Origin of the sequence: Microcoleus sp. ARI1-B5, assembly GCF_036705795.1 — a bacterium.
Lineage (GTDB): Bacteria > Cyanobacteriota > Cyanobacteriia > Cyanobacteriales > Microcoleaceae > Microcoleus.
Genome location: NZ_JAUBVK010000001.1, coordinates 374,509 through 398,472, shown reverse-complemented (window position 1 = coordinate 398,472; position 23,964 = coordinate 374,509). Strand labels below are relative to the sequence as shown.

Here is a 23,964-nt window from a genome sequence, read left to right as displayed (position 1 = left end):
TCGTCGGGAATCAACCAATTGTAGTTTAAAACGATGTTATGTATGGCTTTTGCAGAATCCCCATAAATTTAAGCATTAGTCGTCTCAAGGCATTCGGCGGCAGCAGAATAAAAGAAAAAAAAATGTGACTTGCGCAACAGTCTTAGTAGGTAGATCGCCCATTGGTGGCAACGCCCCATAGATCGGCTTTGCTAGCATCTAGATTGTCTGTGATGTTCGAGGGGGAGAGGAGGAGAGGGGGAGAGAGGGAGAGAGGGAGATGATTTGACTGTGAAGGGGAATAGTTCATTGAAATATACAATTTAAATGCAGTACAGCTTAGAGCGAAAGTCAAGCGAGAGTGGCATATAGATTTAAGTGTTGTCGGGGTTGGGCTTTGGGCCCTGGTTTGACAATACTCAAATTCTGGCGATCGCCCGCTGTAAAATAGGCCTTGCGGTCTGCTTACATATACTTTTAGCTGCCACTCAACAATCGGCTAAAAATACAATTAACAACTCTCCATTACCTGAAGTGTAGTAGAATATACAGATATTAGAATTAAAGTGCGATCGACTATGCTTACTCTATCAGCAGAATTAAAAGAAAGATTAGCAACCCCGCTCAAAATCGGCGATTTTGAAGTAAAAAGCCGCGTCCTGCAATCGCCCTTATCCGGCGTTACCGATTTGGTATTTCGCCGCCTGGTGCGCCGCTACGCGCCGGATTCGATGATGTACACCGAAATGGTGAACGCTACGGGTTTGCACTACGTGAAGCAACTGCCGAGAATTATGGAAGTTGACCCAAACGAGCGCCCGATTAGCATTCAATTGTTTGACTGCCGGCCGGATTTCTTGGCAGAAGCAGCGCAGAAGGCAGTGGCAGAAGGAGCGGATACTGTTGATATTAATATGGGCTGTCCGGTTAACAAAATTACTAAAAACGGCGGCGGTTCTTCTCTGCTGCGAGACCCGGAAACGGCCGAGGCAATTGTGCGGGCGGTTGTGGAAGCTGTAGAGGTTCCCGTTACTGTTAAAACTCGCATCGGTTGGACTGACAAAGAAATTAATATTTTGGAATTTGCGAAACGGATGGAAGATGCGGGAGCAAAAATGATTACCGTACACGGCCGCACTCGATCGCAGGGTTACACCGGCCCGGCAAAATGGGAGTGGATTCGCCGAGTTAAGGAAGTTTTATCGATTCCAGTTATTGCCAACGGAGACATTTTTTCAGTAGAAGCAGCGGTGCGGTGTCTGGAAGAAACCGGCGCCGACGGAGTTATGTGTTCGCGGGGAACTTTGGGCTATCCATTCTTAGTGGGAGAAGTCGATTATTTCATAAAAACAGGTGTGGAAAAGATAACTCCGACACCAATTGAACGGCTCGAATGTGCTAAGGAACATCTGCGGGCTTTGTGGGAATATAAGGGTGACAGCGGTGTCTGCCAAGCGCGCAAGCACTTAACCTGGTATGCTAAGGGTTTCCCCGGCGCTGGGGAATTGCGGGGCGTGTTGGCTGTGGTAGAAACGGTTGAACAAGGTTGCGATTCGATCGATCGCGCGATCGAGCAATTGCCCGCAGGTTGACACAAATAGCCCGACGAAAGCGGGCTAAGATTTAAGACACAGTTGAAAATTTGTGTGTGGGGAAAAGCATGGATTCATTAAAAGGGCGAGATTTATTAAGTCTGGCAGATTTAAGCATTGACGAATTAAATTATTTGCTGGATCTAGCAGCCAGTTTAAAATCGGGAATGGTCAAGCTGAAACGCAACAAAGTTCTCGGCTTGTTATTTTCCAAAGCTTCAACGCGAACGCGGGTGAGTTTTACGGTGGCAATGTACAAATTGGGAGGGCAAGTAATCGACCTCAATCCCAACGTCACGCAAGTCAGCCGCGGCGAACCTTTGGTCGATACAGCGAGGGTTTTAGACCGATATTTAGACATTTTGGCGATTCGGACTTTCGAGCAAAAGGATTTAGTAACTTTTGCCAATTATGCAAAAATTCCTGTAATTAATGCGCTGACAGATGACGAACATCCCTGTCAAGTGCTGGCGGATTTAATGACAGTGAAAGAGTGTTTTGGCAAGCTGGAAGGAGTGACGTTGGCTTATTTTGGCGACGGCAACAATATGGCGAATTCGCTGATGTTGGGCTGTGCAATGACGGGGATGAATGTCAGAATTGCTTGTCCTGAAGATTTCCAGCCAAATCCTGAGATTGTGGCAAAAGCTAAGGATCTTGCTAACGGAAAAACAGAGGTTACTGTGACGGCTGATGCGGAAGCTGCGGCGAAGAATTCTCAAGTGATTTATACTGATGTTTGGGCAAGTATGGGACAGGAAGAGGAAGCAAAACTCAGGATTCCTTTGTTTGAGCCTTATCAGGTAAATGAACGACTGGTAGAGTTGGCGGCTAAAAATGCAATTGTACTGCACTGTTTGCCGGCACACCGGGATGAAGAGATTACCGATGCGGTGATTGAAGGTGAGCGATCGCGCGTTTGGGATCAGGCGGAAAATCGGATGCACGTTCAGCAAGCTTTGCTGGCGGGTATTCTCGAAAGCGATTAGGTTTGTAGCGAGGATTTCAGTCGTTAAATATCTCGCTAATCCGACAGTCCGCCAGGGGTTTAAACCCCTGGCTCAAAGCTTAAGTCGGTTAAAACCGACTGCTATTATTAGCTTTTTTGCAGGAATTTTCGAGGGTTCGGGAAACCGCAGATGCAACGCAGAGAAACGCAGATAATTTTAGATAGGAAAGTGAATGAATTTAACAGGTATATTGTATTAGTTTGATAGCGGTTTTCAATTTGATATAATGGGCGGCAGCAGTTCCTGAATTGCAATATTAAAAGCGGGAAATTGCAGCGGTGAAATGCTGGCAGTTTCCTCAAGAATGACTTCACTTTGATAGCCATCATCGGCGGGTTCTCGGAAAACGTGCAGTTGTCTCTCATTCACATTTACTACCCAATAATCGACTATTCCCGATCGCGCGTAAATTTGGGCTTTAATTTCGCGATCGTAAGCTAAGCTGCTGTCTGCGACTTCGATAATTAGATATACTTCTGAGGGCGTCGGATGGTGAGTGGCGTAGTCAAAGGGATCGATTCTAACTACGGCGATATCGGGTTCTGGTTCGGAATTGTCGTCGAGGGCGATCGGATCTTGAGTATAGACAGCAGCCAGGTTTTCGAGAAGATCGCGCAGCAGCGTCGCAGTGCGTCTAGTTGCGGAAGTATGAGCAGTTCCTTTTGCACTCATTTTTATAATATTTCCTGAAATTAATTCGACTCGTTCCTCTGGGTGAAAAAATCCCATCTCTCCCAGCTTCTGATATTCTTTAACTGTCCATTTGCGGAGGGTGAAAGGGGCTTCTGTTATTAGCATAGCTTCACCAAAAAAATCACAATTTGATGCAGGATAATTTGATTATAGCTTGAAATTATAGTTTTATACAAGGAAAATTGGAGGCTCTGCCTCCGGATCTTTGTTACCAGGCAGAGCCTGGTAACGAGTGGAAGAATTAGGTGCGGTGTGAAGCGCCCTACAAACTGGCGAAATTCACTTTTGTGACTTCACCAGCAACAACATTAACTGTTTGTTGAATTTGACTTCCGTCAACTTTCAACTGATATGTTCCCGGAGAAAGTTCGATCGCCCCAAACCATCCTTTACCATCCGCCCGCAGTTGGCGCACCTTGCCACCAGCATTAATTGCCTGCAATGTCAAGCTCGCGCCGTCGCAAGTTCGATCGCACTTTTGCAAATTTCCGGCGATCGCGCCTGCAGTCGGCCGCGACTTCCAAGGCATATCGGGAACGACTGCCGGCATTGCCCACACAGGCTGAGTTTGAATGGTTTTACCCGTCGCGCCGTCAACGTATTGACTCGGCACAGAAAGCGCGGTGTAAAACAAATCGTTGCTTTGGGGTACGTATTTCCAAGGCTGGCGGGGCAAATCTCCGCTGCTGCCACCCGATCGCAGTTCGACGTTCGCGTACACGTTGCTGCTAGCGTAGGAATACAGCACCGTACCCGCGACGTGATTTCCTTGCGCAGAGGGGGCTTCGGCGCGGCGGATTTGCGCTAGGGTGTCTTCGATGTAGTTGAGATAGTTGCCGGGGCCGATCGCGATTTGGCGGTTGTACTGGTGGTCTTTAGCGTACTCGATCCAGTGGTTGTAACCCAGCTTCTGCTGCGGCTTGTACTCGCGCTGGTAAGTCATCGGCATCGCCATGTCTAGGATTCCTTCTTCGAGCCAAGCGCGCCAATCCTGCAATACTTCTTGGTAAGGCTGCGTTTTATACCAGCCTGCATCGTTGCTTGGGCCGTCTCCCCAGGCGATCGTCGCCGCCGTAATTTTAACGCGCGGTTTGATGGCAAGGGCTTCTACATAAAGCTTGCGCACTAAATTTGTCACCTGATCGCGCCGCCACTGCATCCACAGGGGATCGCTGGCTGCGGGTTTGCCCGAGCGAGCGTTTTGTTGGTTGAAACGGGCGATCGAAGTAGGATTGTAGCCCCAATTCGGCCCGCCGTAGCGCACGTAATCCAACTGTACGCCGTCCACATCGTAGCGCTTCAGCAAGTCCAAATAGACGGAAACAGTATAATCTAGGGCGTCGGGATGGCCGGGATCGAGGAAACCTTTAGCTTCGCCGCCCTCTGTCAGCATCGCCCAATTGTCGCTGCCAGGGGCATCTGGGCCGTGTTGTTGCCAAACGTGATTCGGGGGAAGTTTGCCGCCGGAAACCACGGGTAGCGTCACCATCCAGGCGTGTACTTCTATACCTGCGGCGTGGGCTTTGTCGATCAAATCTTGGAGGGGATCGAAACCTGCTGGAACGTTGGGATCGAGGGTGCGGGGTTCGATCGCACTCGTGTAAAAGGCATCGCCGCGGCGGCGGACTTGGGCGACGATCGCGTTGGCATTTGCCCGCTGTGCGTCTGCAATCAACTTTGTGACTTCTTGAGGGGTTTTGAAACCTGGGTTGAATGCGTCTACCCAGAAGGCGCGAAATTCGCTGGTTCGGGTTTGTGGGGGCATAAGTGCCATCGCCCGTGAGGGGAACCAGTTTGATAACCAACCGGGAGTCAGCAGAAAACTAATTGTTAAGCCGATCGCGAACAGGCTTGACAAATAGAATGTTTTGTGTTTTCGCATGAGGAATGTGTGAGAAAGCGTTTAACTGTCGTTTACGGACTTTTGGTTCGATCGTCCGCTTGACATTTTCGCACATCTTTGTATTAAAGCAACTGATGGCGCGAAACTGTGTTCTAGAATAGCGATCGCCTATACTGAACTCTGGTATTTTGTATACAATTGCCCGAATTTTTCAATGTACGAACGCACTGATAGTGAGATTGAAGCAATTCAAGAACTGCTCTCGCCACACTTTGGAACTGGCTTTGAGCCTGACGAACTGGCTTTGAGCGAACAGACAATCATCGAGCACGTATTGGAGTATGTAGGTAGCCGATTTACCCGGATGAAGTATATCCTGGGTCTTGCCCTTGATTTTGCGATCGTCGCACAGCGTCTATCTAATGTTGATGACTCTGCCAAAAGACTAAGAGAGTATCTGACAATTGAACAATTATTTCAACGTTATCAAGTTGTCACTGAACGGTGAGAACAACAGGCAAATACACTAACTTTAAAATTTGGTCAATCAACTCAAGTAGGTATCCGACGTATAGAAGAGTCAATTGTTCAATTTTTTCACAGTCTCAATCGTTCTAAATATCCCAGTGCGTATGTTTACAATACAGGTCAATGGCAAAAGTTTCAATACCTGCTGATTCTCTGTTTTCGTCTGTCCGAGTCGGGACGATTTCAACTCTGTCAACAACTTATTGATTTTGGTCTTGAACGATTACCAAGGAACATATTTGTTACTAGAGACTCTTTACGAGTTCGCTTATTTTCCGATATCGTAAGCAATTACCCGCGCAGCGCTCCAGATGAGAATGGAGGTTTAGTTTTTCAAGCCATTGCTTGCGGTTATTTCAAAGCCGATCGACCTCATCTCAGCTTTGTCGTTGATAAGGTACGCACAGGTTCGTCCAGACAGCGGCGTTTTGGAGATATTGACTGTTATTACGGTCTGGATCTAGAAATATCAATAGAAGTAAAAGACTGCCACATTTCCCTGAAAAACCTCAAGCAACAATTGGGAAGTTTCCAGAAACAAGTAACAGGCAATCAAATTCTTGGTGTGGCTTTTGTACTCTCCATAGACGGCGAAGCGAGTTCTGTACTTAGCGACAGCGGTATCATTTCGTTCGCACAAGACGATCTCATTAAATCCGTGATGATCTGGGATTGGCAAAAGCAGGATGCAGCCGTGCATGAAATGCTTCACTATCTTGCTCACATCGAACAAAATCCTAGTGCGGTTAACAGGCTGCTGGGATTTATTCGCGATCGAGACCCCGAACACAACTCTCTTACTTATTATCAAAGTTAAACTGAGATTTCAAGAGCAAGCTGAATGGGAAAGTTTAGGTCTGCATTCAGCGATTTGATTGGTTGCGATCGCGCTCTAACAATTTCCTCATCTGAGTGACTTTGATAAGCCTTGACAACTTCCTTGCCTACCGCCAATCCGAGTAGTGGGGGTACGGCATTTCCGACTTGAATATACTGCGATGTTCTCGAACCAATCACCTCAAAATCATCATCAAAAGATTGCAACCTCAATCCTTCGCGGACAGTCAATCCCCGATGCTGGGTTGGATGAGTGGCTCGTGCAGACGAAGGTTTTCTCATGTTAGAAGTTACAGCAATAGCTGGTTTATTACTAGCTAGTCGAGCATAGCTATTGTGAAAACCGCTGGCTGGTTGAAGGATCTCGGGAATTGACTTTCGGTTTCCTCCATCTGGGATATGCTTCAGAATTTCAATTAAGTTTTGTGAATGATTGGCAGCCTCGTGATGTAGCAGTACATTGGTGGTTTTACGCCTAGCTATTTGATAGTCTGTTTGCGGCTCACTTTGGTAAAATTTACATATTTCCCCTGCATTTAATGGCGGTAAATCTGAAATTGCATCAGCTACAGTCACATAATAGTGAGAACTGGGCACGGGAAACTCAGGCGGCAGCAATCCATCAAGCCAACCTATAAAAAAAGCACGTTTTCGCAGTTGGGGTACGCCGTAGTCAGCGGCTTTTAAAAGGCGACATTTCATGTGATAGCCGATATCAGCAAAGCTAGCAATGACTGAATCGCGCACTTTGCCTCCCTGCATTACCAGCATTCCTTCAACATTCTCGATAATCACATAAGCAGGACGAATTTCTGCCACCAAGTCGCGAAAATTGCGCCATAAAGAATTGCGAGGATCGGCGCTTTCTCGCTTGCCAACGGTGCTAAATCCTTGGCATGGTACTCCCCCAGTAATAATGTCGATTTCTGCGGCCGAAATTTTCAATAATTCCTCTATTTCGGCAACGGTTGTCTGGGTTAAGTCAGATACCAGACAGGGAAGTGGAGATAAGTTGCGTTCAAAAGTTTGTTTGGCGTTTTGACAGTAATCTATGCCGCCGATCGCTTGGATGCCAGCACGTTTAAAACCCAGAGTTAACCCTCCCATACCGCAAAACAAGTCAAGGCTGCGCGGAAAACGCTTGGTTTGAGTTTTTGTCATCGTTAGCTACCTCCTGATAGAACTATATGAACAGTCAACATACTTTCGCAAAAGTTATATATTTTCGCCTGTGCTTGACATTTTCGCACATCGGTGCCAGTTTAGGCGACAATAGACTGAACAGGCGATTCACGCTCGGGATAGCTACGCTTCACAGACTTTTATCAACAAATGACAGCACCCCACTTTCAAACCCTAGCCCTTCCGGGTGACAGCAAGACAACAGCCAGCAATTTACTCGATCGAGTAGACATCCTACGCTTAGAAGCAACCCAAAAATTGCAGCAAAGCCAGAGGGGAGAAAAAGGACAATTTTTAACACCTTCCTCCGTGGCAAGTTTGATGGCTGGAATGTTTGAATTCAAGTGTTCAGATATATCTCTATTAGATGCCGGCGCAGGTATTGGTTCCCTGTTAGCAGCCGTTGTTTGCGAACTTTGCCAGCGCCAAAACAAGCCACGCAGCCTGCACGTTACCGCTTATGAAATAGACATTATTTTGATTGATTACCTCAAACAAACCTTAGAATTGTGCAGGATTGAATGTCAGGGTTTGGGGATATATTTTACCAGTGAAATTCGTCAAATGGATTTCATACAAGACAGCGCCGATATGTTGCAGCCCAGTCTATTTACAAAGCAAGTAAAACAGGAATTTACCAATGCAATTATCAATCCTCCCTATGCAAAGATTGACGCTAAATCCCAAGTCCGCACCTGGCTGCGTTCTATAGGAGTAGAAACCAGCAATCTCTACGCCGGCTTCACAGTTGCAGCAGCTAAACTGCTGAAACCAAACGGTGAATTAGTATCGATTACTCCCCGCAGCTTTTGCAACGGTTTATACTTTCGAGATTTCCGCCAAGTCTTCCTGCAAATGATGGCTTTACGCCAAATACACATCTTTGAATCGCGACAGCAAATATTTCGCGATGATGCGGTGCTGCAAGAAACTATTATTGTGCGCGCTACGAAACAAAGAGAAAAGCCCGATACTGTAATGATTACCTCAAGCAATGGCGTTGGCGACGAGCTAATTTTGTCTCACCAACTGCCTTATGCCGCTCTAATCAATCCCAACGATTCCGAGCAATTTATTCGGATTTTACCGGATGCTGTCAGCCAGGAAGTAGTCGAGCAAATGGCTCAATTTACTGGCACTCTCGATGAATTAGACTTAACTGTTTCTACCGGGAAAGTTGTAGATTTCCGCGTGCGATCGGACTTGCGGCTAGAACCAGAAAACGGTACTGTTCCGCTGATCTATCCAGCACATTTCTCGGCTGGCTGTGTTGAATATCCCACTACCACGAAAAAACATCAAGCTTTAGCAGTCACGGAAAAAACTGCTGCACAGCTTGTACCTAACGAACATTATGTTTTGACCAAGCGCTTCTCGTCAAAGGAAGAGAAAAAGCGAATCGTTGCAGTTGTCTGGAATGCCAACAAAATTAATAGTTCTAGCGTTGGTTTTGAGAACCATTTGAATTATTTTCACCAACAGGGACGCGGATTAGACCTCACCCTCGCGCGCGGATTGACAGTTTATCTAAATTCGAGTTTGGTAGATGCGTTTTTCCGACTGTTCAACGGAAACACTCAAGTTAATGCTACTGATTTGCGTAATTTGAAGTATCCTAATTTAAAGCAATTACTTTTAGTTGGCGCTCAAATAGGAGAAATATTTCCTACACAGCGGGAGATTGATGAACTTGTCGAGAGACAACTGCTGAACGCGACGAATCCGTTAGAAAATAGCCCGATGACAATCAAAAACCGCATTGATGAATATTAGGTTTGATCGTTCGGAATGCAAGTCCTGTGATTTGATGAGAACTTGCATTCCGATGCTGCGAACAGCATTAGTTTGATCGTGATGACTTTAGTCCTCTGATTTTATGAGGACTAAAGTCATCACTGCGAACAGCTTTGATTGCAGGCAATTTAACATGATGGTAAAATAGACTGTTTATATGGCTGCGGCTGGCATCGCAATGGCATATACTGCGATCGCACCAGTTTAATTGACCGGAAATTGTCGATCGCACTCAGTAAATCAAATCAGTAAATCAGCTCAGTAGTTAGCCCAAATATGTCTGCAATGGAAAAAAAACCGATCGATGGATTGTGGGTATCAGTATTGTACTTCGCTCAGGGTCTCCCTTACACCGTCGTTAATTTAATGTCGGTGATTTTTTTGAAAGGTATGGGAACCAGCAACGAGCTGATCGGATTGACAAGTCTGTTGTCTTTTCCCTGGGTATTAAAAGGTTTGTGGGGGCCCGTCGTTGATTTGTATTCCACTAAACGCAAGTGGATTTTAACAACGGAAATTATTTCTATTTTTCTGTTTGCGTTGCTGGCTTTTGGTGTATTAACGCCGGAACCTGTTATTATATCACTTGTGCTCTTTACGGCGATCGCCTTTGTGTCAGCTACTCACGACATCGCCATTGATGGATTTTATTTAAACGCTCTGAATAAAGACAAACAAGCGCTATTTGTCGGCGTTCGCAACACCGCCTACAGGGGCGCAGTCATTGCCGGCAGCGGTGTATTGGTGTTTTTAGCGGGGAAACTGGCAGAACAGCATTTAGTAACCGGAAATACTGGCGATACCAAAATATATCAGGACATTCAGTTGTCACTTTTGGGTTCATCTTTTAGCGTGTCTGCACTTAAATATGGATGGGCGACAGCGTTTGGCATTTGTGCCATTATATTTGTGCTGATTTATCTGTTCCAGCGCTGGTATCTTCCCTATCCCAAAAATTATGCTCTCGAAGCCGGCGCACCCCAGCAGACAACGAGCTTTATCGAGGCATTTAAAACCTATTTCGAGCAAGATAAAATTGGCTGGATTGTCACTTATGTCTTGATTTTTCGATTGGGCGATGCCTTAACATTTAAAATGGCTCCTCCTTTTTTAATGGATAAAGTTGAGAAAGGAGGGTTAGCTGTTTCTACGTCGGAGATGGGTTTGCTGTCGGGTACTGTTGGGGTAATTTTTCTGTTAATCGGAGGGTTGCTGGGCGGCTATTTGATTGCTACACAAGGATTGAAAAAATGGATGTGGCCGACGGCAATTCTGCAAAATTCGACTAACTTGCTGTATTGGATGTTGGCAATCAATCAACCGGGGATTGAATGGGCTTATGCCGTAAACTCGATCGAGCAATTCACTTACGGACTGGGCGTAGCTGCCTATACAGTGTTCTTAATGCGGACTGTCCGGCCCGAATACGAAGCATCCCACTACGCGATTACAACGGCTTTTATGGCAGCAGGAGTGCTGATTCCTGGGGTTTTTAGCGGCTACTTACAGGCAGGACTCGGCTATCAAAATTATTTCTTGTTCAGTTCACTGGCTGTGATTCCCGGTATGCTGACGATTTTCTTTTTGCCGCTAGAGGATGAGAAAAAATTAGTATCCATGCCCAGACCTGGATTGGACGATCCAGATTAATTAAATTGCATCTGTTGAGAACCCGCCGAACAACGGATACAAGGCGCAGACTTAAGTCGTGGAGAAATCAAAATTTTAGACCAAAGTTCAAGCTCTTATATTCATCTATGGAGTAAATCTAAAATCTAAAATCTAAAATCTAAAATCGACTGACGTTCCTAGTTGACTCCAGAAAATAGAGGACACAACATTGTTGTGTCCCTACTTAATACCAAATCCGGGTTATTCATCCCGGCGATAAGTTGCATGGTGCGTCGCTCGTTTAATCTGGAGCTACAGCGATAATTTTTCTCAGGCGACACACCCTACAAGGGTGAAATGATCGAGGGGGTTGGGAACCCGGATTTGGTATAATATCTGTATTGTCAGCCGCGAACTAAATCGAAATAAAATCCCTAGCTGTTAGCGGACTCCCTGGAATGCCGGTAATACTGGCAAGAACTTCGCCGCTGCTGGCAATTTCGATCGTTGTGGAAATATCGCCTTGAGTAACTCTCAGTTGGTTGAAGCTCAAACCTCTAGTCAAACCGATTAAATCTTGACCCTGTTGAAAGTCTATAAGTGTATCTGTACCGGCGCCTGTTCCTAACACTAATACGTCGCGTCCACCCCCGCCAATTAAGAGATCCGCACCCACTCCGCCAACGAGGGTATCGTCCCCGTCTCCCCCATTCAAATTGTCATCTCCTTTGCCGCCGAATAGCAGGTCGTTGCCGGCGCCACCGCTGATAATATCGTTGCTTTTGTTGCCGCTGAGAGTGTCGTTTCCCCCATTACCAACGATAAAATCTTCCCCGGCAAAACCTGAGGCTGTATTGTTGGCAGCGTCGCCCAATAAATAATTAATTTGCGACGGATCGAGAGCAGTTTTTATTGCCACAACGTTTCCGATAAAGGAGGTTCCCGGAGCGGTTCTCAATTGCTCTAAACTGCTGCGCGATTGCAATGCCTCTCCTAATTCCGGCAGCGCAAATTCTAAGCCAGCTAACAGCTCTAAATAATCTGAATCTGTAAAAGTAAAGTCAGGACTGCTCAACTGGTTGACCGAGATTTCTGCCTGAGTCAGGCCGGGAGGAGGAGTTGTTAATAAGCCTGCTTGCGTGTGCTTGTCTAACACCAGTAACGGGTTAATAATCGGGTTAGTAAATGTTTGCAAAACAACTTTTCCTGGCAGAAAAGCTTCTCCCCCTAAACTCACAAAATCTCCGCTAACAACGTAGTGAGTTACATTCTTGCCGGCGCCGGCTTTCTGCGTAAAAGTATTGACTGTACTCCGAGCAATTCCGGGAGAATTAAAGGTGACAATATCTCCGATCGCAGATGTGAATTCTGTGGCTGCTAGCTGCGTTATGGCGCCGCCCAAGCTGTGCCCGAGAAGGTCTGGCGGCAAGCGTCGGGGGTTTTTTGTTGTATCTTGACCGATCTGTGTCAGCCAAGTTCCTAGGGCTTGTTTGTTGGCTTCAAATTGGTTGAAACCGACGCCGCGCTTGTCTCCGTTGGCAATATCGTCTACGAGGGAGTCGGTGCCGCGAAATACCAATACGGGCGGTTTGTCTGGGGTGGTGGAAATTAAGCCGATCGCGTGAAATCCAGTTAGGGGATCGTCAAAGGTGCGATCGATTCGGTAGCCGGCTGCCGTCAAACCAGCTTGAACTACAGTTTGTAACTGGGGGTTGTTATCTATGTAAGCTAATTGCTTGGCTATAGTTTCGTAAGCGGCGGGGGAGGATGGCATATTCTTTTTATTTCCTGTCGTTTGATTGGGATTGGCTTTTTAAGCTACTCCACTCATTTTACAGTAAATTAGGTTGATCAACAATATTTATTTCTCCGATTGCGCGTTCCTAAATCAGCCAATAGTCGGCTTGTGGCAGCGGATTTCGCAAGAGCAAAAAACACACACTAAAAAAGATTTTTGCCCAATAACTTGCTGTTTTTGCGCTACCCAAACTACCATTTTTTATCCATTAAATCTGCACAAAATCCGGTCGCGTCAGGTCGTTAGCCGACACGCCTCTGACAGTCGCCAGAATTTCTCCAGTAATCGGGATAGTAATTACAGCTCCGTCAACACTTGGGGTAACAATAATTTGAGGGAAAGTTAGACCCCGCGATAGGCCAATTAAATCTTCACCCTTTTGAAAATCGACAATCGCATCTGCTCCGCCACCGGATTCTAATACAAAGCGATCGCGCCCTGCGCCACCAATTAAAAAATCGTTACCAAATTCGCCGGAAATCAAATCGTTTCCGTCGCCGCCTTCCAAATAATCGTTATTTCTGCCGCCGTACAAGAAGTCGTCGCCACCGCCGCCGATGATGCTGTCATTACCTCTATTGCCTCTGAGAGTATCGCTACCGCCGTTGCCGATAATTGTATCCTCTCCAGGGCCGCCGCTAGCAGCATTGTTGCGATCGTCGCCTAATAAGTAATTCGGTTGCAGAGGAGCTAAACCGAATTGCATTTGTCTGATTAAGTCCACAAAAGAAAATTCTGGGGCTGTTCTCAAACTCTCTGCACCCGCTCTATTTCTGATTGCTACTGACACATTTGCCAGGGGAAAATTTAGCGCAGCTATAAACTCGTTAAAATCTGAGTCGTTGTTGTTATAAGCAAAGTCGGGACTGTTTAAGTCTTGGAGGGAAATTTGCCTCTGGAAAAAACCCGCTGGCGGAGCAGTTAACAAATTTTCTGTTCGGTGTTTTGCCAAAACAGTTAAGGGATTAATACTCGGGTCAGTAAAAGTTTGGAGAAATACTTTTCCCTGTATAAATGCTTCGCCAAACAAGCTGACAATATCTCCGCTGACAATGTAGTGACTGACATTTTTGTTGCCTGCCCTACTGAGATTTTTCCGAAAATTGCTGGCGGTACTCGCTGAGACTCCGGGAGAGTTGAAAGTAAAGATATCGCCGGTGATAGATGTATATTCGCTCGCTACAATTTGAGCGATCGCTCCGCCCCAACTGTGCCCGACGACATCGGGCAATAACTTGCTGGGGTTTTTAGCAGTATCTTGACCGATTTCTGTGAGCCAGTTTTTGACATTATCTTTGTTTTTTTCAAATTCGGGTAAGCCGATGTCCCGGGAGGCGGAAAACATAGCGTCGCCGTCGATGAAATCTGTACCTCGAAATACGAGGACGGGCGGTTTTTGGGGGTCGGAGGAACCGAAGCCGATCGCATAAAATCCGGTTTCTTTGTCGTCGAATATGCGATCGATATAGTAGCCGTTAGTGTCCAGGAAGCGCGAAACTTGATTTTGCGCGTTCGGCTTTTGATTCAAAAAAATAATTGACTTGGCGAGAGCTTCATAAACAGCAGGCGAGGCACTCATAATATTTTATTGTGTGTGGGTTGGTATTTGCGATCGCTCTCGGATTGAGCTAGTTGTCCAATGCCAGCGATTATAACTGACAAGATTTGTATGGTACACTCGATCGTATCAACTCAAGAATCAATTTTTTGCGGTTATGACTATCATTCGTCAATATATTGCTCCATTGATAGCGATATTAGTATTTTTCGTGGCTCTGGTAGCAGTCAGCGCTCGCATCTTTTTGCCGGCTGACATGGCTGCCCCGGCACCGATTGAGGAAGCGATCCCGCCTCATCAAGCGGGAGGAGTGAATCCGATTTTCTTGGGGCTAAATTATTCCCCTCTCCCTGTCCGAATCCGCTGATGTCGGCGCTGTTGATACCGGGCTACGGGCTGCGATCGGGATCGGGACTCGATCGCGCAAAACTGCTAAAGTTCCTCCACCATACTTACAGAGAGCTTTACCCGGATCGGGAATTGGGACATTTGGCTCAAACTGTCGAGCAGTATTTTTCTAACCAGACGCCGGTTTGGTGGGTAGAGTGCCTGAAAAACAACCCCTTTGAGGCAGAAAGTTTTTCCGGGCTGCCCGAGGGGTCTCTAAATCCCAAATCTGTTGTCGGATGTTTGTGGTTGGGAAATGCGATCGACCAAACCACTGGAGAACGCCACGGTCACATTTTCCTGCTTTACATAGCACCGGAACACCGCCGTCAGGGACTCGGGGCAGCTTTAGTTATTCATGCGGAAAATTGGGCGCGTTCAAGGGGCGATCGACAAATTGGTTTGCAAGTTTTTTTGAGCAATCAGCCTGCGATGAATCTCTATCAAAAATTAGGCTATGAGAGTCATTCTGTCTGGATGATAAAATCTCTTTGAAAAACTAGAAGTATAGCCATTCTCAAGGACGGCGAGGTATAGACGGTAATGGGTAATGGGTAATGGGGAAAAAGGTAATTGGTAATAAAGCAATCGCTCGTGCTTGACCGAAATTGAGAACCACTATATTTGTTTGTAGTCAGGACTTGAGTTCTGATTCATCCAAATGATCGGGACTATTCGTCCTCACTGCGAAGTTTATGGAGGACTCTTCGTCCGAACGATCAAACTTAGGTAACAGCAGAGGTATTTGTTTGTAGTCATGTGCGCCCGATCGCACCCTACAATTATTGACCGTTGACTGAGTTGCACTCGGAGCATCCTCTGTGCGGTAAAGTTTTTTTATGAACAATAACGACTATTCCAACGCCCTCGATATTGACACGGAACTGGAAAGCCCTTTGGATCAATTTGACGAATCCGAACCCCCGCTGCCAGATCCAGAAGAAATGCTGCCTTTGCTGGAATCGCCGGAACCTCAGCACCGAATGATTGCGGCGCGGGCTTTTTGCGAACTCCAGGACGATCGCGCGATTTCGCATTTAATTAATTTGTTGAGAGACGGTTGCCCCTTGGTGCGGGTGAGCGCGGCCTATGCGTTGGGGCGAAATCCGAGTCCCGATGCTGTGGAACCGCTGATTCTTCAGCTCAACCGCGATTGGAACGGTTACGTTCGCAAAGGGGTAGTTTGGGCCCTGGGAAATTGCAGCGATCCCCGCGCTTTGCCATCTTTAATTGATGCTCTGAGAACTGATATTTCGGCGGTGCGTTTGTGGGCGGCGAGTTCTCTGGGTCAAATGGCAAAAGTTGGTTACTATGTCGTAATTGCTGCGATTCCGCCGTTGATTGAATCGCTGCGGGGAGATGCTGTGTCTGCCGTGCGAAGTAACTCCGCTTGGGCGATCGGGCAACTGGCGCGGGAGTTGCCGAATAATGTAGTGTACGCTGGGGCGATCGACGCTTTAATTGAAGCATTAGAAGAAGATGAAGATATGGGCGTGCGGGAAGATGCTAAATCTTCGCTCTTGCGAGTCGGCGATCCGCGCGGTTTGCAGATAATTGAAGACTTAGAAATGGAAGGACTGTTATGAGGAAATTTTCACAATTAAACACCGTTTATCAATTACCCCTTAGCCGTTACCAATTATGATATTCATCAATCCCAAGACAGATTTTGGCTTCAAAAAAATCTTTGCATCGCCCCAGCACAAAGAAGTGTTGATTAGCTTCCTGAATGCCATGCTCTACAACGCAGAGCCGACCATTCAAGACTTAGAAATCATCGATCCCTACGCCGCACCGACAATTACTGGTTTAAAAGACACTTACCTGGATGTCAAAGCCAAAATTACGGGCAACAAAACTGTCATTATCGAAATGCAGGTAATTAATGTAGAAGCTTTTACCAAGCGCGTCATCTATAATGCAGCCAAAACCTACGCAACTCAACTCAAACCGAGAGAAGGCTACTCAAAATTAAATCCTTTGATTGCTTTAACAATTACCGATTTTGTTCTGTTTGAAAATACAGAGAAATTCCTCACTCATTTTGTCTTTAAAGAAGTTGAAGAAAACATCGAATATTACAGAGAAATAGAGTTGTTTTTTCTGGAACTCCCCAAATTCAATAAAAGATTAGAAGAAGTTGAAGGTTTGATTCAAAGTTGGGCTTATTTTATCAAAAATGCTCCCGATCTGGAGGAAATACCGGATAAATTTGCATCAGTACCTGAAATGCAAACAGCTTTTAACATCGCCAACAGGTCAAATTTAAACCTTGAGGAATTACAAGCATTAGAAAAACGGGAAATGTTTTTTGAAGACCAACGTGGTGCTGTAATTAAAGGTCGTCGAGAAGGTAGAATTGAGGGGCAAATAGAATTAATTATGCGTCAAATTGCGCGGCGTACTGGTGAGATTTCGCCAGAAATTCAAACTCGCATCCAGCAGCTATCTCCCGAACAATTGGATGATTTAGGTGAAATTTTGTTAGATTTTACCACTCAAGAGGATTTGATTGCTTGGCTTGAATCGGCTTCCAAGTAAATTTTTACCGACCATACAATCGCTCAATTACCCATTATGCCTTTCATCAATCCCAAAACAGATTTTGGTTTCAAAAAGATCTTTGCTTCGCCCCAAAGCAAAGACATTTTGATCAGCTTCCTGAATGCTATGCTCTATGATGCACAGCCAACCATTGAAGATTTAGAAATCATCGATCCTTACAGCGCACCGAGTGTGACTGGATTAAAAGACACTTACCTGGATGTCAAAGCCAAAATTACAGGCAACAAAACTGTCATTATCGAAATGCAGGTAATTAATGTAGAAGCTTTTACCAAGCGCGTCATCTATAATGCAGCCAAAACCTACGCAACTCAACTCAAACCGAGGGAAGGCTACTCAAAATTAAATCCTTTGATTGCCTTGACAATTACCGATTTTATTCTGTTTGAGAATTCCCCGAAATTTCTCACACATTTTGTTTTCAAAGAACTGGAAGAAAACTTTGAGTATTACAACAGAGAAATTGAATTAGTGTTTGTCGAACTACCCAAGTTCAACACAGAACTCGAACAAGTGGAAAACCTGATTCAAAGCTGGATTTATTTTATCAAGAATGCTCCTCAATTCGATGAAATTCCCGAAAAGTTTGCATCAATGCCTGAGATTCAAACAGCTTTCTCCATTGCGAACAGGGCTAATTTAAGCGTTAAGGAATTAGTGGAATTTGAAAAACGGGAAATGTTTTTTGAAGACCAGCGAGGTGCTATTACTAAAGGGATAGAACAAGGTCGTCAAGAAGGTCGTCAAGAAGGTCGCCAAGAGGGCATACAAGAAGGTCTCCAGCAAGGTCTCCAACAAGGTCTCCAACAAGGTCTCCAACAAGGCGTAATTGAGGGACAAACAGGATTAATCATGCGTCTAATTGCGCGACGAACTGGTGAGATTTCGCCGGAAATTCAAACTCGCATCCAGCAGCTATCTCCTGAACAATTGGATGATTTAGGTGAAATTTTGTTGGATTTTACCAATCAAGAGGATTTGATTGCTTGGCTTGAATCGGCTTCTAGATAAATCTCTAAAAAAGTGATTAAGTTGGTAGTGAGGACTTTAGTTCTCTTCTTCTCTATGAGTCAATCAGGACTAAAGTCCTTACTACGAAACTACGAACCAATTTTATTGTGGATAATATCAAAGCGGCTAATCTAACAAGTCTGGTTCCCGGCGCACAATCATGTCGTAAAGCGGTTGAAAGCTAAACCATCCCATGCGGTGCGAGCCTACTTGCTGCTGTGTCAAACGCGCACATTCAGGCTTGATGAGAATGGGTTTTCCCGCTGCTTCGGCCATTAACTGCGCTTGACAAGAACGTTCCATTGCAATAAACCACCAAGCTGCTTCATCTACTGTTTGACCGACTGTTAACAGTCCGTGATTTTGTAAAATAATTGCTTTTTTGTCACCTAAAGTTTTGGCGATGCGTTTAGCTTCTTCGATTTCCAAAACAACACCGGTGTAGTCGTCAAATAAAGCTTGGTCTTCATAAAAAGAACAAGCATCTTGCGTCAGCGGGTCAAGCAGGCGGCCGAGACTCGACCAACTTTTGCCGTAGGGAGAATGGGCGTGGGCTGCTGCGATTACGTCGGGGCGGGCGCTGTGCACTTGCGAATGAATGGCAAATGCTGCTTCGTTTACGGGTTTGTTTCCTTCAACAACTTCGCCTTTGTGGTTGACTAAAATTAGGTCGCTGACTCGAATTAAACTAAAGTGCATTCCAAAGGAATTGACCCAGAAATGATCCAGGTGTTCGGGGTCGCGGACGGTGATGTGTCCGGCAATTCCTTCGCTGAATCCGAAGCGACCAAATAATCTGAGTGCGGCAGCTAAACGCTGTTTGCGGTGGCGGCGTTCTTCTTCAATTGAGTTGAATGTTGGAGGTTGAAAAGTAACTTTTGGAACTTTTACTGCAATCATAAGCTGTTTGGTAATTGGTGATTAGTCCTGCCGTCATTAGTCATTGTTTCATATTCGCTGAGGCGGAGGCCTGCTATGTTTTTGCAGTCGAAAGTGGCGTTATTGCCCGGACGCCGTTCGATTAATTCGATGATTTGTCCGGCGGGGTTTTGCAGAAACCACTGGGTTAATGAGCCGTAGTCTAAAGGTCGATCGGACAGCGGTTGAAAGTTTTTGTTTTGCCATATTGTAGCAGCATTCTGCACGTTTTCGACTCGAATCGCGACGTGGTGAACTGCTGCTAATCCTCTTTCTTCCTGGAAGCGGTTTTTTTGGTCGCCGGCTGCGTGGGGCGCATCCAATACTACTAAGCCGCCGGCTGGCATTAATAAGGTCATTAAATGCAGCCACAAATCCGAGGGAACATTGATGTTTTCCGAACAAAAGTTGATCGGGAATAAGTCGGGGCCTTCGACTGTTGTGGCGCCGAAGGGCCCAAAAGATTTGGCGTAGTTTTCGAGGGCGGTGCGGCTGGGAAATGTGATGACAAAGTGGTCGATCGCAACTGGTTCGCAATACAGGTGTGTTTCAAACGTCCAGGTTGTTAAAAAGTCGGGCGTGATAAATTTGGGGTTGAATTCCAGCAAGCCATTTTTTTCGATGAAAGGTGAGTCAAGATGGCTGTCAAGGTTGCGATCGAACTTTAGGGTTGGTAGGTTCAAATTTTTCATGTCTCTCACCCGATGTTAACTTTGCAAAACTGCGAATTTTGTTTACAGGCTGAAGTTGACTCACATTTAGTGCGCGTTACTTCAAAAATAACACAAAATTTAATACTGGCAAGCCGATCGCCCGATCGCAAGTCCCAAACCTCGATCGATCAAAAATCGGCTGATTTGCCGATCGCGATTCCAGCCAACCACGCCGTAGTCCACGCACTTTGGAAATTAAAACCGCCCGTCACGCCGTCGATATCCAAGATTTCGCCAGCAAAGAAAAGTCCGGGACAGCGGCGGCTTTCCATTGTCTTAAAATCAACTTCTTTGAGGCTGACACCGCCGCAAGTGACGAATTCTTCCTTAAATGCGCCTTTTCCTGCAATCTGATATTCGCCTTGGACGAGTTCTTGTAAAAGGCGATCGAGAATTTTGTTAGATAAGTCGGCCCAGCGTTTTTGGTCATCAATGCCGATCGCACTTGTCAAACGTTCCCAAAGGCGGTGCGGCATCGGAAACGGACAGCTAGAGACGATTAATCGGTGCGACAACTGCGATTTAACCCCTAGGAGTTGCTGCCGCAAAACCTCCGCATTGTACTGGGGAAGCCAATTAATCAGCACAGAAGTCTTATAATGGCGATCGTGCAAAAATCTCGCACCCCAAGCCGAAAGTTTGAGTACAGCAGGCCCGCTGACACCCCAGTGAGTAATTAACAAAGGTCCGCTTTGTTCTAATTTAGCACCAGGCAATTTCACCTTAGCATTAGGAACAGAAACCCCGGCTAAATCTTTGATTCTGCTGTCGGAAATATTAAAAGTAAATAGAGAAGGAACGGGCTGTTCTACAGTATTACCTAAGTCTTTTGCCCACTTGAAACCGGAGGGATTGCTACCTGTAGCGAGAAGAATGCGATCGCACCGCAATGTCTCCCCCGATTTCAACTCAATTGTAAATGTCGGGGCGCTGCCTTCGGGCCCGCCCTCTGCGGTATTCCCCGGTAATTTCTTTACTGAAACGACTGCATCGCCGGTGCGAATTTTCACGCCTGCATCCTCAGCGGCGCGGATCAAACAGTTAACAATTGTCGCCGAATCGTCTGTAATCGGAAACATTCGCCCGTCTTCTTCTGTTTTCAATTTCACGCCGTGACTGGCAAACCATTCTACAGTATCGCGGGGTTGAAATCGAGTAAAAGCACCGCGCAGAGCTTTCCCTCCTCTGGGGTAATTCTGCACTAAAACACCGCTGTCAAAACAAGCGTGAGTTACGTTGCAGCGTCCGCCGCCAGAGATGCGAACTTTTGCCAGGACTTGGCGGCCCGCTTCTAGTAAAGTGACGCGGGCCTGCGGATAGGTTTTGGCACAGGTAATTGCACTAAAAAAACCTGCTGCACCGCCACCTATGACTGTAATTTTTAGCATTCGATCGGACAAATTTTTTCTCGCTTATTCTGGTTCACAATGGGATTTTGCCGCCCCGCAAGTGGGACAAACCCAATTGTCAAAGCCTCTAGAACCGAAGTTCTAGAGGCTAGATGGTATCTTTTATTAGTTTACCACTGTCAGGGGACTAGACTTTTGCTAAAGGCTTAGTCCAAACGCCACTTTCATCTTCTTCGTACTCCTTGTGAATGGCGTCCCAGGCGGTGTGTTCTGCTTGGATCGAGTCGTTGCTTTCGTCAAATGCGGCGTTGTAGGATTCCATAAAGGTTTTTTGTGCTGCTTCCGACAGGTGCGATCGCACTTCTGGAGACAAGTCAGCCGGACTGTTGCAGCGACCTTTTACAGCGCGCGGTAGCGTCATTTCGCTAACTGAAACTTCTTCGCCGCCTGCGCTTTCAAGCAGGAGTTGAAATTCGCCAGATTTATCTGCGGGAACTTCGGCCATCACGAGAAATTCGCCTGCTTCGACGCGGGTTTGATAGATAGTTGCTTTGTCTTCGGGCATTCCCAAAGCGACTAATGCCGAAACTAAGCCCGCACCGGCCGAACCTGCGATCGCGCCGCTAGCTGCACCCAATAATACAGCACCCAGCGGGCCTGCGGATACTACTGCACCGACAAAGGGAATAAACAGCACGCCGACGCCAGTTAGCAAACCCAAAAAAGAACCGAATAAGGAACCAAAAATCGCGCCGCTTCTCAGGCCTCCTAAAATCACATCTTTTTTAGTCAGAAAGCCAGCAATTTTAGTTTTGGACTGAAAGTTTTTGCCCATTACGGAAATGTGGTCGCGGGAGACTCCCCGATCGAGCAACCGCCGAATTACGCCGTCTAATTGTTCTTCTTCCTTAAATACGGCTGAAACTGTGCGTTCTGCTAGATATTCCTCTGTCATTGTTCCTCCTTGATGGTTTGTCGATTATTTGTGCTTGTTTTTAGTATATGAGGACACTGTAGGGCGATCGCATCGATCTTGAGGTAGAGGTCGAGCGACTGCTGGTAGATTGAGTCTATATCAAAGGGGTTAAAGAGGCTGGTAGTTTCCGGTGCTAGCGGTTATTTTAGGCTTTTATTCAGCTCTAATGTACTCGGCTAGAAATACCAATTGATCGATCATTTCTTCGGCTGACTTAGCAGCAATCAAGTTGAAAAAACCCCGCAACTGCTCGCCAATCGAGTACCGCTGTTGAACACCCATAATAATTCCAGCATGACCGATATCTTCGGAAATAAAGGTACTGTGCAAACGACAAAAATCTTTAGTGTTGAAACTGTATATGGCACGCCCTTGCTCTGCTGCCCAGATGAGTTGTTCCTCATCTGAACAGCTAAGCTTGTTAGCGTCCGAGGTAGTTATCACGTCTACACCAGAAGTTCGCAGAGCGAGTATCAGCGAGCGTTGGAGAATATCCTCATCCATGTATAAACAAATTCGGCTCACGATAGCTTACCTGCCATATATTCTGCTTCCAAACGGTCATACTCTTCATAGTAAGCTGCTATGGATGCGTCCGTTGCTTCCTTGTTCGCGTAATAGTAAGTGAGCGCTGCATAAATTTGTGCTAAAGTCAAGTGCGGTATTTCATCAATGATTTGTTGTGGAGTCATCCCGGCATTAAAATCAATAGCAATGTTTTCTACTGTAATTCTAGTTCCTGCGATGCGGGGGCGGCCGCCGCAAGTTCCCGGCGTGCGGATAATTAGCGTTCCAATATCAACGGCAGTTGTCATATTTACCTCGATTGAGTTAACTTTATTCTATTGTAACGCAGCTTCATTTCTACCCGATCGCACTTTCGCAACATTAACCAATGCCACTAGCACCTTTGTTTCCTGTCGTTCATCCCATTCTCAAAACAGCTTTTCCCAGATGCCTGTGGACGGGAGATATCAACAGCCGAGAAATTGCCCTAACATTTGACGACGGGCCGCACCGGCTGCACACACCTCAACTGCTAAAAGTTTTAGATAAATACGACATCAAAGCGAGTTTTTTCTGGCTGGGATTTTGCGTGGACAGGCATCCAGAAACGGCTAAAGAAGTATGCGATCGCGGACACTGGATCGGCCTCCACGGCTACCAGCACGTATCCTTTGCCAAACTCAAAACCCACGAACTAAAACAAAGTTTAGCAGACACGCAAAAAGCAATTAGCAAAGCTTGCGATTTAGACCCAAAATTAATCCGCGACGTGCGGCCTCCGAACGGCATTTTTACGCCGCGAACATTAGAGTTATTGAAACAGTGGGAATATCGCCCGGTAATGTGGAGTGTTGTCCCGGAAGATTGGGTGCGGCCGGGGGTGAAGAAAGTTATCAGTCGCGTCGTGCAGCAAACAGAAAACGGTTCAATTATTGTACTGCACGACGGCTATTGCGGCGGCGAAGATGTTGCCGCTTCGGCTGATAAAATCATTCCCTTGCTTTTGTATAAAGGTTACAAATTTGTAACAGTCGATCGCCTTTGGGAACAAGTTTCTGCCTGATGGTGTCAGTGCGATCGCCACTCCGAACACAGAAACCGGGTTTTTTAACC

At 46.2% G+C, this 23,964-nt stretch carries 22 protein-coding genes; 11 read left to right on the top strand and 11 right to left on the bottom strand.

What is annotated here, in order from left to right; all coding sequences use genetic code 11:
- Positions 1-557 precede the first annotated feature (557 nt).
- Complete coding sequence (gene dusB / locus QUB63_RS01815; RefSeq protein ID WP_332943056.1) at positions 558-1,571, top strand: tRNA dihydrouridine synthase DusB; 1,014 nt, start codon at positions 558-560, stop codon at positions 1,569-1,571.
- Positions 1,572-1,639: 68 nt separating this feature from the next.
- Positions 1,640-2,560 carry an ornithine carbamoyltransferase gene (argF, locus tag QUB63_RS01810; RefSeq protein WP_332943055.1) on the top strand — a complete coding sequence of 307 codons (921 nt, stop codon included), beginning with the start codon at positions 1,640-1,642 and terminating at the stop codon, positions 2,558-2,560.
- Between the two features lie 234 nt (positions 2,561-2,794).
- On the opposite strand, the gene QUB63_RS01805 is transcribed toward argF, so the two are convergent.
- A complete protein-coding gene (locus tag QUB63_RS01805) occupies positions 2,795-3,379 on the bottom strand; it encodes a Uma2 family endonuclease (protein ID WP_332943054.1) in 585 nt (194 codons plus the stop codon).
- Positions 3,380-3,536: 157 nt separating this feature from the next.
- Entirely contained in the window at positions 3,537-5,039 is a 1,503-nt protein-coding gene (locus QUB63_RS01800) for a family 10 glycosylhydrolase (protein WP_332943053.1), read from the bottom strand.
- A gap of 292 nt (positions 5,040-5,331) precedes the next feature.
- On the opposite strand from QUB63_RS01800, the gene QUB63_RS01795 reads away from it, so the two are divergent.
- Both QUB63_RS01795 and QUB63_RS01790 read left to right on the top strand, forming a co-directional pair.
- On the top strand, positions 5,332-5,625 hold the full coding sequence (locus tag QUB63_RS01795; RefSeq protein WP_332943052.1) for a hypothetical protein: 294 nt from the start codon (positions 5,332-5,334) through the stop codon (positions 5,623-5,625).
- A gap of 540 nt (positions 5,626-6,165) precedes the next feature.
- Complete coding sequence (locus tag QUB63_RS01790; RefSeq protein WP_332943051.1) at positions 6,166-6,462, top strand: hypothetical protein; 297 nt, start codon at positions 6,166-6,168, stop codon at positions 6,460-6,462.
- On the opposite strand, the gene QUB63_RS01785 is transcribed toward QUB63_RS01790, so the two are convergent.
- Positions 6,459-7,643: a DNA cytosine methyltransferase gene (locus QUB63_RS01785; protein WP_332943050.1), complete on the bottom strand. Its 1,185-nt coding sequence runs from the start codon at positions 7,641-7,643 to the stop codon at positions 6,459-6,461. The genes QUB63_RS01790 and QUB63_RS01785 overlap by 4 nt on opposite strands.
- A gap of 171 nt (positions 7,644-7,814) precedes the next feature.
- Between QUB63_RS01785 and QUB63_RS01780 the strand changes: the two genes are divergently transcribed.
- Both QUB63_RS01780 and QUB63_RS01775 read left to right on the top strand, forming a co-directional pair.
- The gene (locus QUB63_RS01780; RefSeq protein WP_332943049.1) at positions 7,815-9,437 is read left to right on the top strand and encodes an Eco57I restriction-modification methylase domain-containing protein; all 1,623 of its coding nucleotides are present in this window, start codon (positions 7,815-7,817) and stop codon (positions 9,435-9,437) included.
- 297 nt (positions 9,438-9,734) lie between these two features.
- Positions 9,735-11,108 carry an MFS transporter gene (locus QUB63_RS01775; RefSeq protein ID WP_332943048.1) on the top strand — a complete coding sequence of 458 codons (1,374 nt, stop codon included), beginning with the start codon at positions 9,735-9,737 and terminating at the stop codon, positions 11,106-11,108.
- Positions 11,109-11,484: 376 nt separating this feature from the next.
- On the opposite strand, the gene QUB63_RS01770 is transcribed toward QUB63_RS01775, so the two are convergent.
- Positions 11,485-12,843 (bottom strand): calcium-binding protein, encoded by a 1,359-nt coding sequence (locus QUB63_RS01770; protein WP_332943047.1) that lies wholly within the window; start codon positions 12,841-12,843, stop codon positions 11,485-11,487.
- A gap of 232 nt (positions 12,844-13,075) precedes the next feature.
- Complete coding sequence (locus QUB63_RS01765; RefSeq protein WP_332943046.1) at positions 13,076-14,446, bottom strand: Mbeg1-like protein; 1,371 nt, start codon at positions 14,444-14,446, stop codon at positions 13,076-13,078.
- A 345-nt stretch (positions 14,447-14,791) separates the two neighbouring features.
- Between QUB63_RS01765 and QUB63_RS01755 the strand changes: the two genes are divergently transcribed.
- The 4 genes from QUB63_RS01755 to QUB63_RS01740 all read left to right on the top strand — a co-directional run bounded on the left by QUB63_RS01755 (position 14,792) and on the right by QUB63_RS01740 (position 18,388).
- Entirely contained in the window at positions 14,792-15,307 is a 516-nt protein-coding gene (locus QUB63_RS01755) for a GNAT family N-acetyltransferase (RefSeq protein ID WP_332943044.1), read from the top strand.
- A 344-nt stretch (positions 15,308-15,651) separates the two neighbouring features.
- Entirely contained in the window at positions 15,652-16,398 is a 747-nt protein-coding gene (locus QUB63_RS01750) for a HEAT repeat domain-containing protein (protein WP_332943043.1), read from the top strand.
- Between the two features lie 55 nt (positions 16,399-16,453).
- Complete coding sequence (locus QUB63_RS01745; RefSeq protein WP_332943040.1) at positions 16,454-17,353, top strand: Rpn family recombination-promoting nuclease/putative transposase; 900 nt, start codon at positions 16,454-16,456, stop codon at positions 17,351-17,353.
- 36 nt (positions 17,354-17,389) lie between these two features.
- Complete coding sequence (locus QUB63_RS01740) at positions 17,390-18,388, top strand: Rpn family recombination-promoting nuclease/putative transposase (RefSeq protein WP_332943039.1); 999 nt, start codon at positions 17,390-17,392, stop codon at positions 18,386-18,388.
- A gap of 126 nt (positions 18,389-18,514) precedes the next feature.
- Here QUB63_RS01740 and QUB63_RS01735 read toward each other — a convergent pair whose 3' ends face one another.
- From QUB63_RS01735 to QUB63_RS01710, 6 genes are all read right to left on the bottom strand, one after another.
- Positions 18,515-19,288: a class II aldolase/adducin family protein gene (locus QUB63_RS01735; RefSeq protein ID WP_332943038.1), complete on the bottom strand. Its 774-nt coding sequence runs from the start codon at positions 19,286-19,288 to the stop codon at positions 18,515-18,517.
- Positions 19,285-19,998, bottom strand: coding sequence for a hypothetical protein (locus tag QUB63_RS01730; protein ID WP_332943037.1), 714 nt, complete (start codon positions 19,996-19,998; stop codon positions 19,285-19,287). The genes QUB63_RS01735 and QUB63_RS01730 overlap by 4 nt, the downstream gene beginning before the upstream one ends.
- A gap of 149 nt (positions 19,999-20,147) precedes the next feature.
- Entirely contained in the window at positions 20,148-21,407 is a 1,260-nt protein-coding gene (locus QUB63_RS01725) for an NAD(P)/FAD-dependent oxidoreductase (protein ID WP_332943036.1), read from the bottom strand.
- 148 nt (positions 21,408-21,555) lie between these two features.
- Positions 21,556-22,323, bottom strand: coding sequence for a ChaB family protein (locus QUB63_RS01720; protein WP_332943035.1), 768 nt, complete (start codon positions 22,321-22,323; stop codon positions 21,556-21,558).
- A 174-nt stretch (positions 22,324-22,497) separates the two neighbouring features.
- Entirely contained in the window at positions 22,498-22,869 is a 372-nt protein-coding gene (locus tag QUB63_RS01715) for a DUF5615 family PIN-like protein (RefSeq protein WP_332943034.1), read from the bottom strand.
- Positions 22,866-23,159, bottom strand: coding sequence for a DUF433 domain-containing protein (locus QUB63_RS01710; RefSeq protein WP_332943033.1), 294 nt, complete (start codon positions 23,157-23,159; stop codon positions 22,866-22,868). The genes QUB63_RS01715 and QUB63_RS01710 overlap by 4 nt, the downstream gene beginning before the upstream one ends.
- A gap of 80 nt (positions 23,160-23,239) precedes the next feature.
- On the opposite strand from QUB63_RS01710, the gene QUB63_RS01705 reads away from it, so the two are divergent.
- On the top strand, positions 23,240-23,914 hold the full coding sequence (locus QUB63_RS01705) for a polysaccharide deacetylase family protein (protein WP_332943032.1): 675 nt from the start codon (positions 23,240-23,242) through the stop codon (positions 23,912-23,914).
- Positions 23,915-23,964 lie beyond the last annotated feature (50 nt).

What these genes read in the sequence shown, in the direction of transcription:
- QUB63_RS01795 (WP_332943052.1), top strand. Translation starts at nt 5,332, where the DNA reads ATGTACGAACGCACTGATAGTGAGATTGAAGCAATTCAAGAACTGCTC.
- QUB63_RS01755 (WP_332943044.1), top strand. Translation starts at nt 14,792, where the DNA reads ATGTCGGCGCTGTTGATACCGGGCTACGGGCTGCGATCGGGATCGGGA.
- QUB63_RS01765 (WP_332943046.1), bottom strand. Translation starts at nt 14,446, where the DNA reads ATGAGTGCCTCGCCTGCTGTTTATGAAGCTCTCGCCAAGTCAATTATT.
- QUB63_RS01750 (WP_332943043.1), top strand. Translation starts at nt 15,652, where the DNA reads ATGAACAATAACGACTATTCCAACGCCCTCGATATTGACACGGAACTG.
- QUB63_RS01735 (WP_332943038.1), bottom strand. Translation starts at nt 19,288, where the DNA reads ATGATTGCAGTAAAAGTTCCAAAAGTTACTTTTCAACCTCCAACATTC.
- QUB63_RS01770 (WP_332943047.1), bottom strand. Translation starts at nt 12,843, where the DNA reads ATGCCATCCTCCCCCGCCGCTTACGAAACTATAGCCAAGCAATTAGCT.
- QUB63_RS01730 (WP_332943037.1), bottom strand. Translation starts at nt 19,998, where the DNA reads ATGAAAAATTTGAACCTACCAACCCTAAAGTTCGATCGCAACCTTGAC.
- QUB63_RS01720 (WP_332943035.1), bottom strand. Translation starts at nt 22,323, where the DNA reads ATGACAGAGGAATATCTAGCAGAACGCACAGTTTCAGCCGTATTTAAG.
- QUB63_RS01775 (WP_332943048.1), top strand. Translation starts at nt 9,735, where the DNA reads ATGTCTGCAATGGAAAAAAAACCGATCGATGGATTGTGGGTATCAGTA.
- dusB (WP_332943056.1), top strand. Translation starts at nt 558, where the DNA reads ATGCTTACTCTATCAGCAGAATTAAAAGAAAGATTAGCAACCCCGCTC.
- QUB63_RS01780 (WP_332943049.1), top strand. Translation starts at nt 7,815, where the DNA reads ATGACAGCACCCCACTTTCAAACCCTAGCCCTTCCGGGTGACAGCAAG.
- QUB63_RS01710 (WP_332943033.1), bottom strand. Translation starts at nt 23,159, where the DNA reads ATGACAACTGCCGTTGATATTGGAACGCTAATTATCCGCACGCCGGGA.
- QUB63_RS01800 (WP_332943053.1), bottom strand. Translation starts at nt 5,039, where the DNA reads ATGCCCCCACAAACCCGAACCAGCGAATTTCGCGCCTTCTGGGTAGAC.
- QUB63_RS01705 (WP_332943032.1), top strand. Translation starts at nt 23,240, where the DNA reads ATGCCACTAGCACCTTTGTTTCCTGTCGTTCATCCCATTCTCAAAACA.
- QUB63_RS01740 (WP_332943039.1), top strand. Translation starts at nt 17,390, where the DNA reads ATGCCTTTCATCAATCCCAAAACAGATTTTGGTTTCAAAAAGATCTTT.
- argF (WP_332943055.1), top strand. Translation starts at nt 1,640, where the DNA reads ATGGATTCATTAAAAGGGCGAGATTTATTAAGTCTGGCAGATTTAAGC.
- QUB63_RS01785 (WP_332943050.1), bottom strand. Translation starts at nt 7,643, where the DNA reads ATGACAAAAACTCAAACCAAGCGTTTTCCGCGCAGCCTTGACTTGTTT.
- QUB63_RS01725 (WP_332943036.1), bottom strand. Translation starts at nt 21,407, where the DNA reads ATGCTAAAAATTACAGTCATAGGTGGCGGTGCAGCAGGTTTTTTTAGT.
- QUB63_RS01805 (WP_332943054.1), bottom strand. Translation starts at nt 3,379, where the DNA reads ATGCTAATAACAGAAGCCCCTTTCACCCTCCGCAAATGGACAGTTAAA.
- QUB63_RS01745 (WP_332943040.1), top strand. Translation starts at nt 16,454, where the DNA reads ATGATATTCATCAATCCCAAGACAGATTTTGGCTTCAAAAAAATCTTT.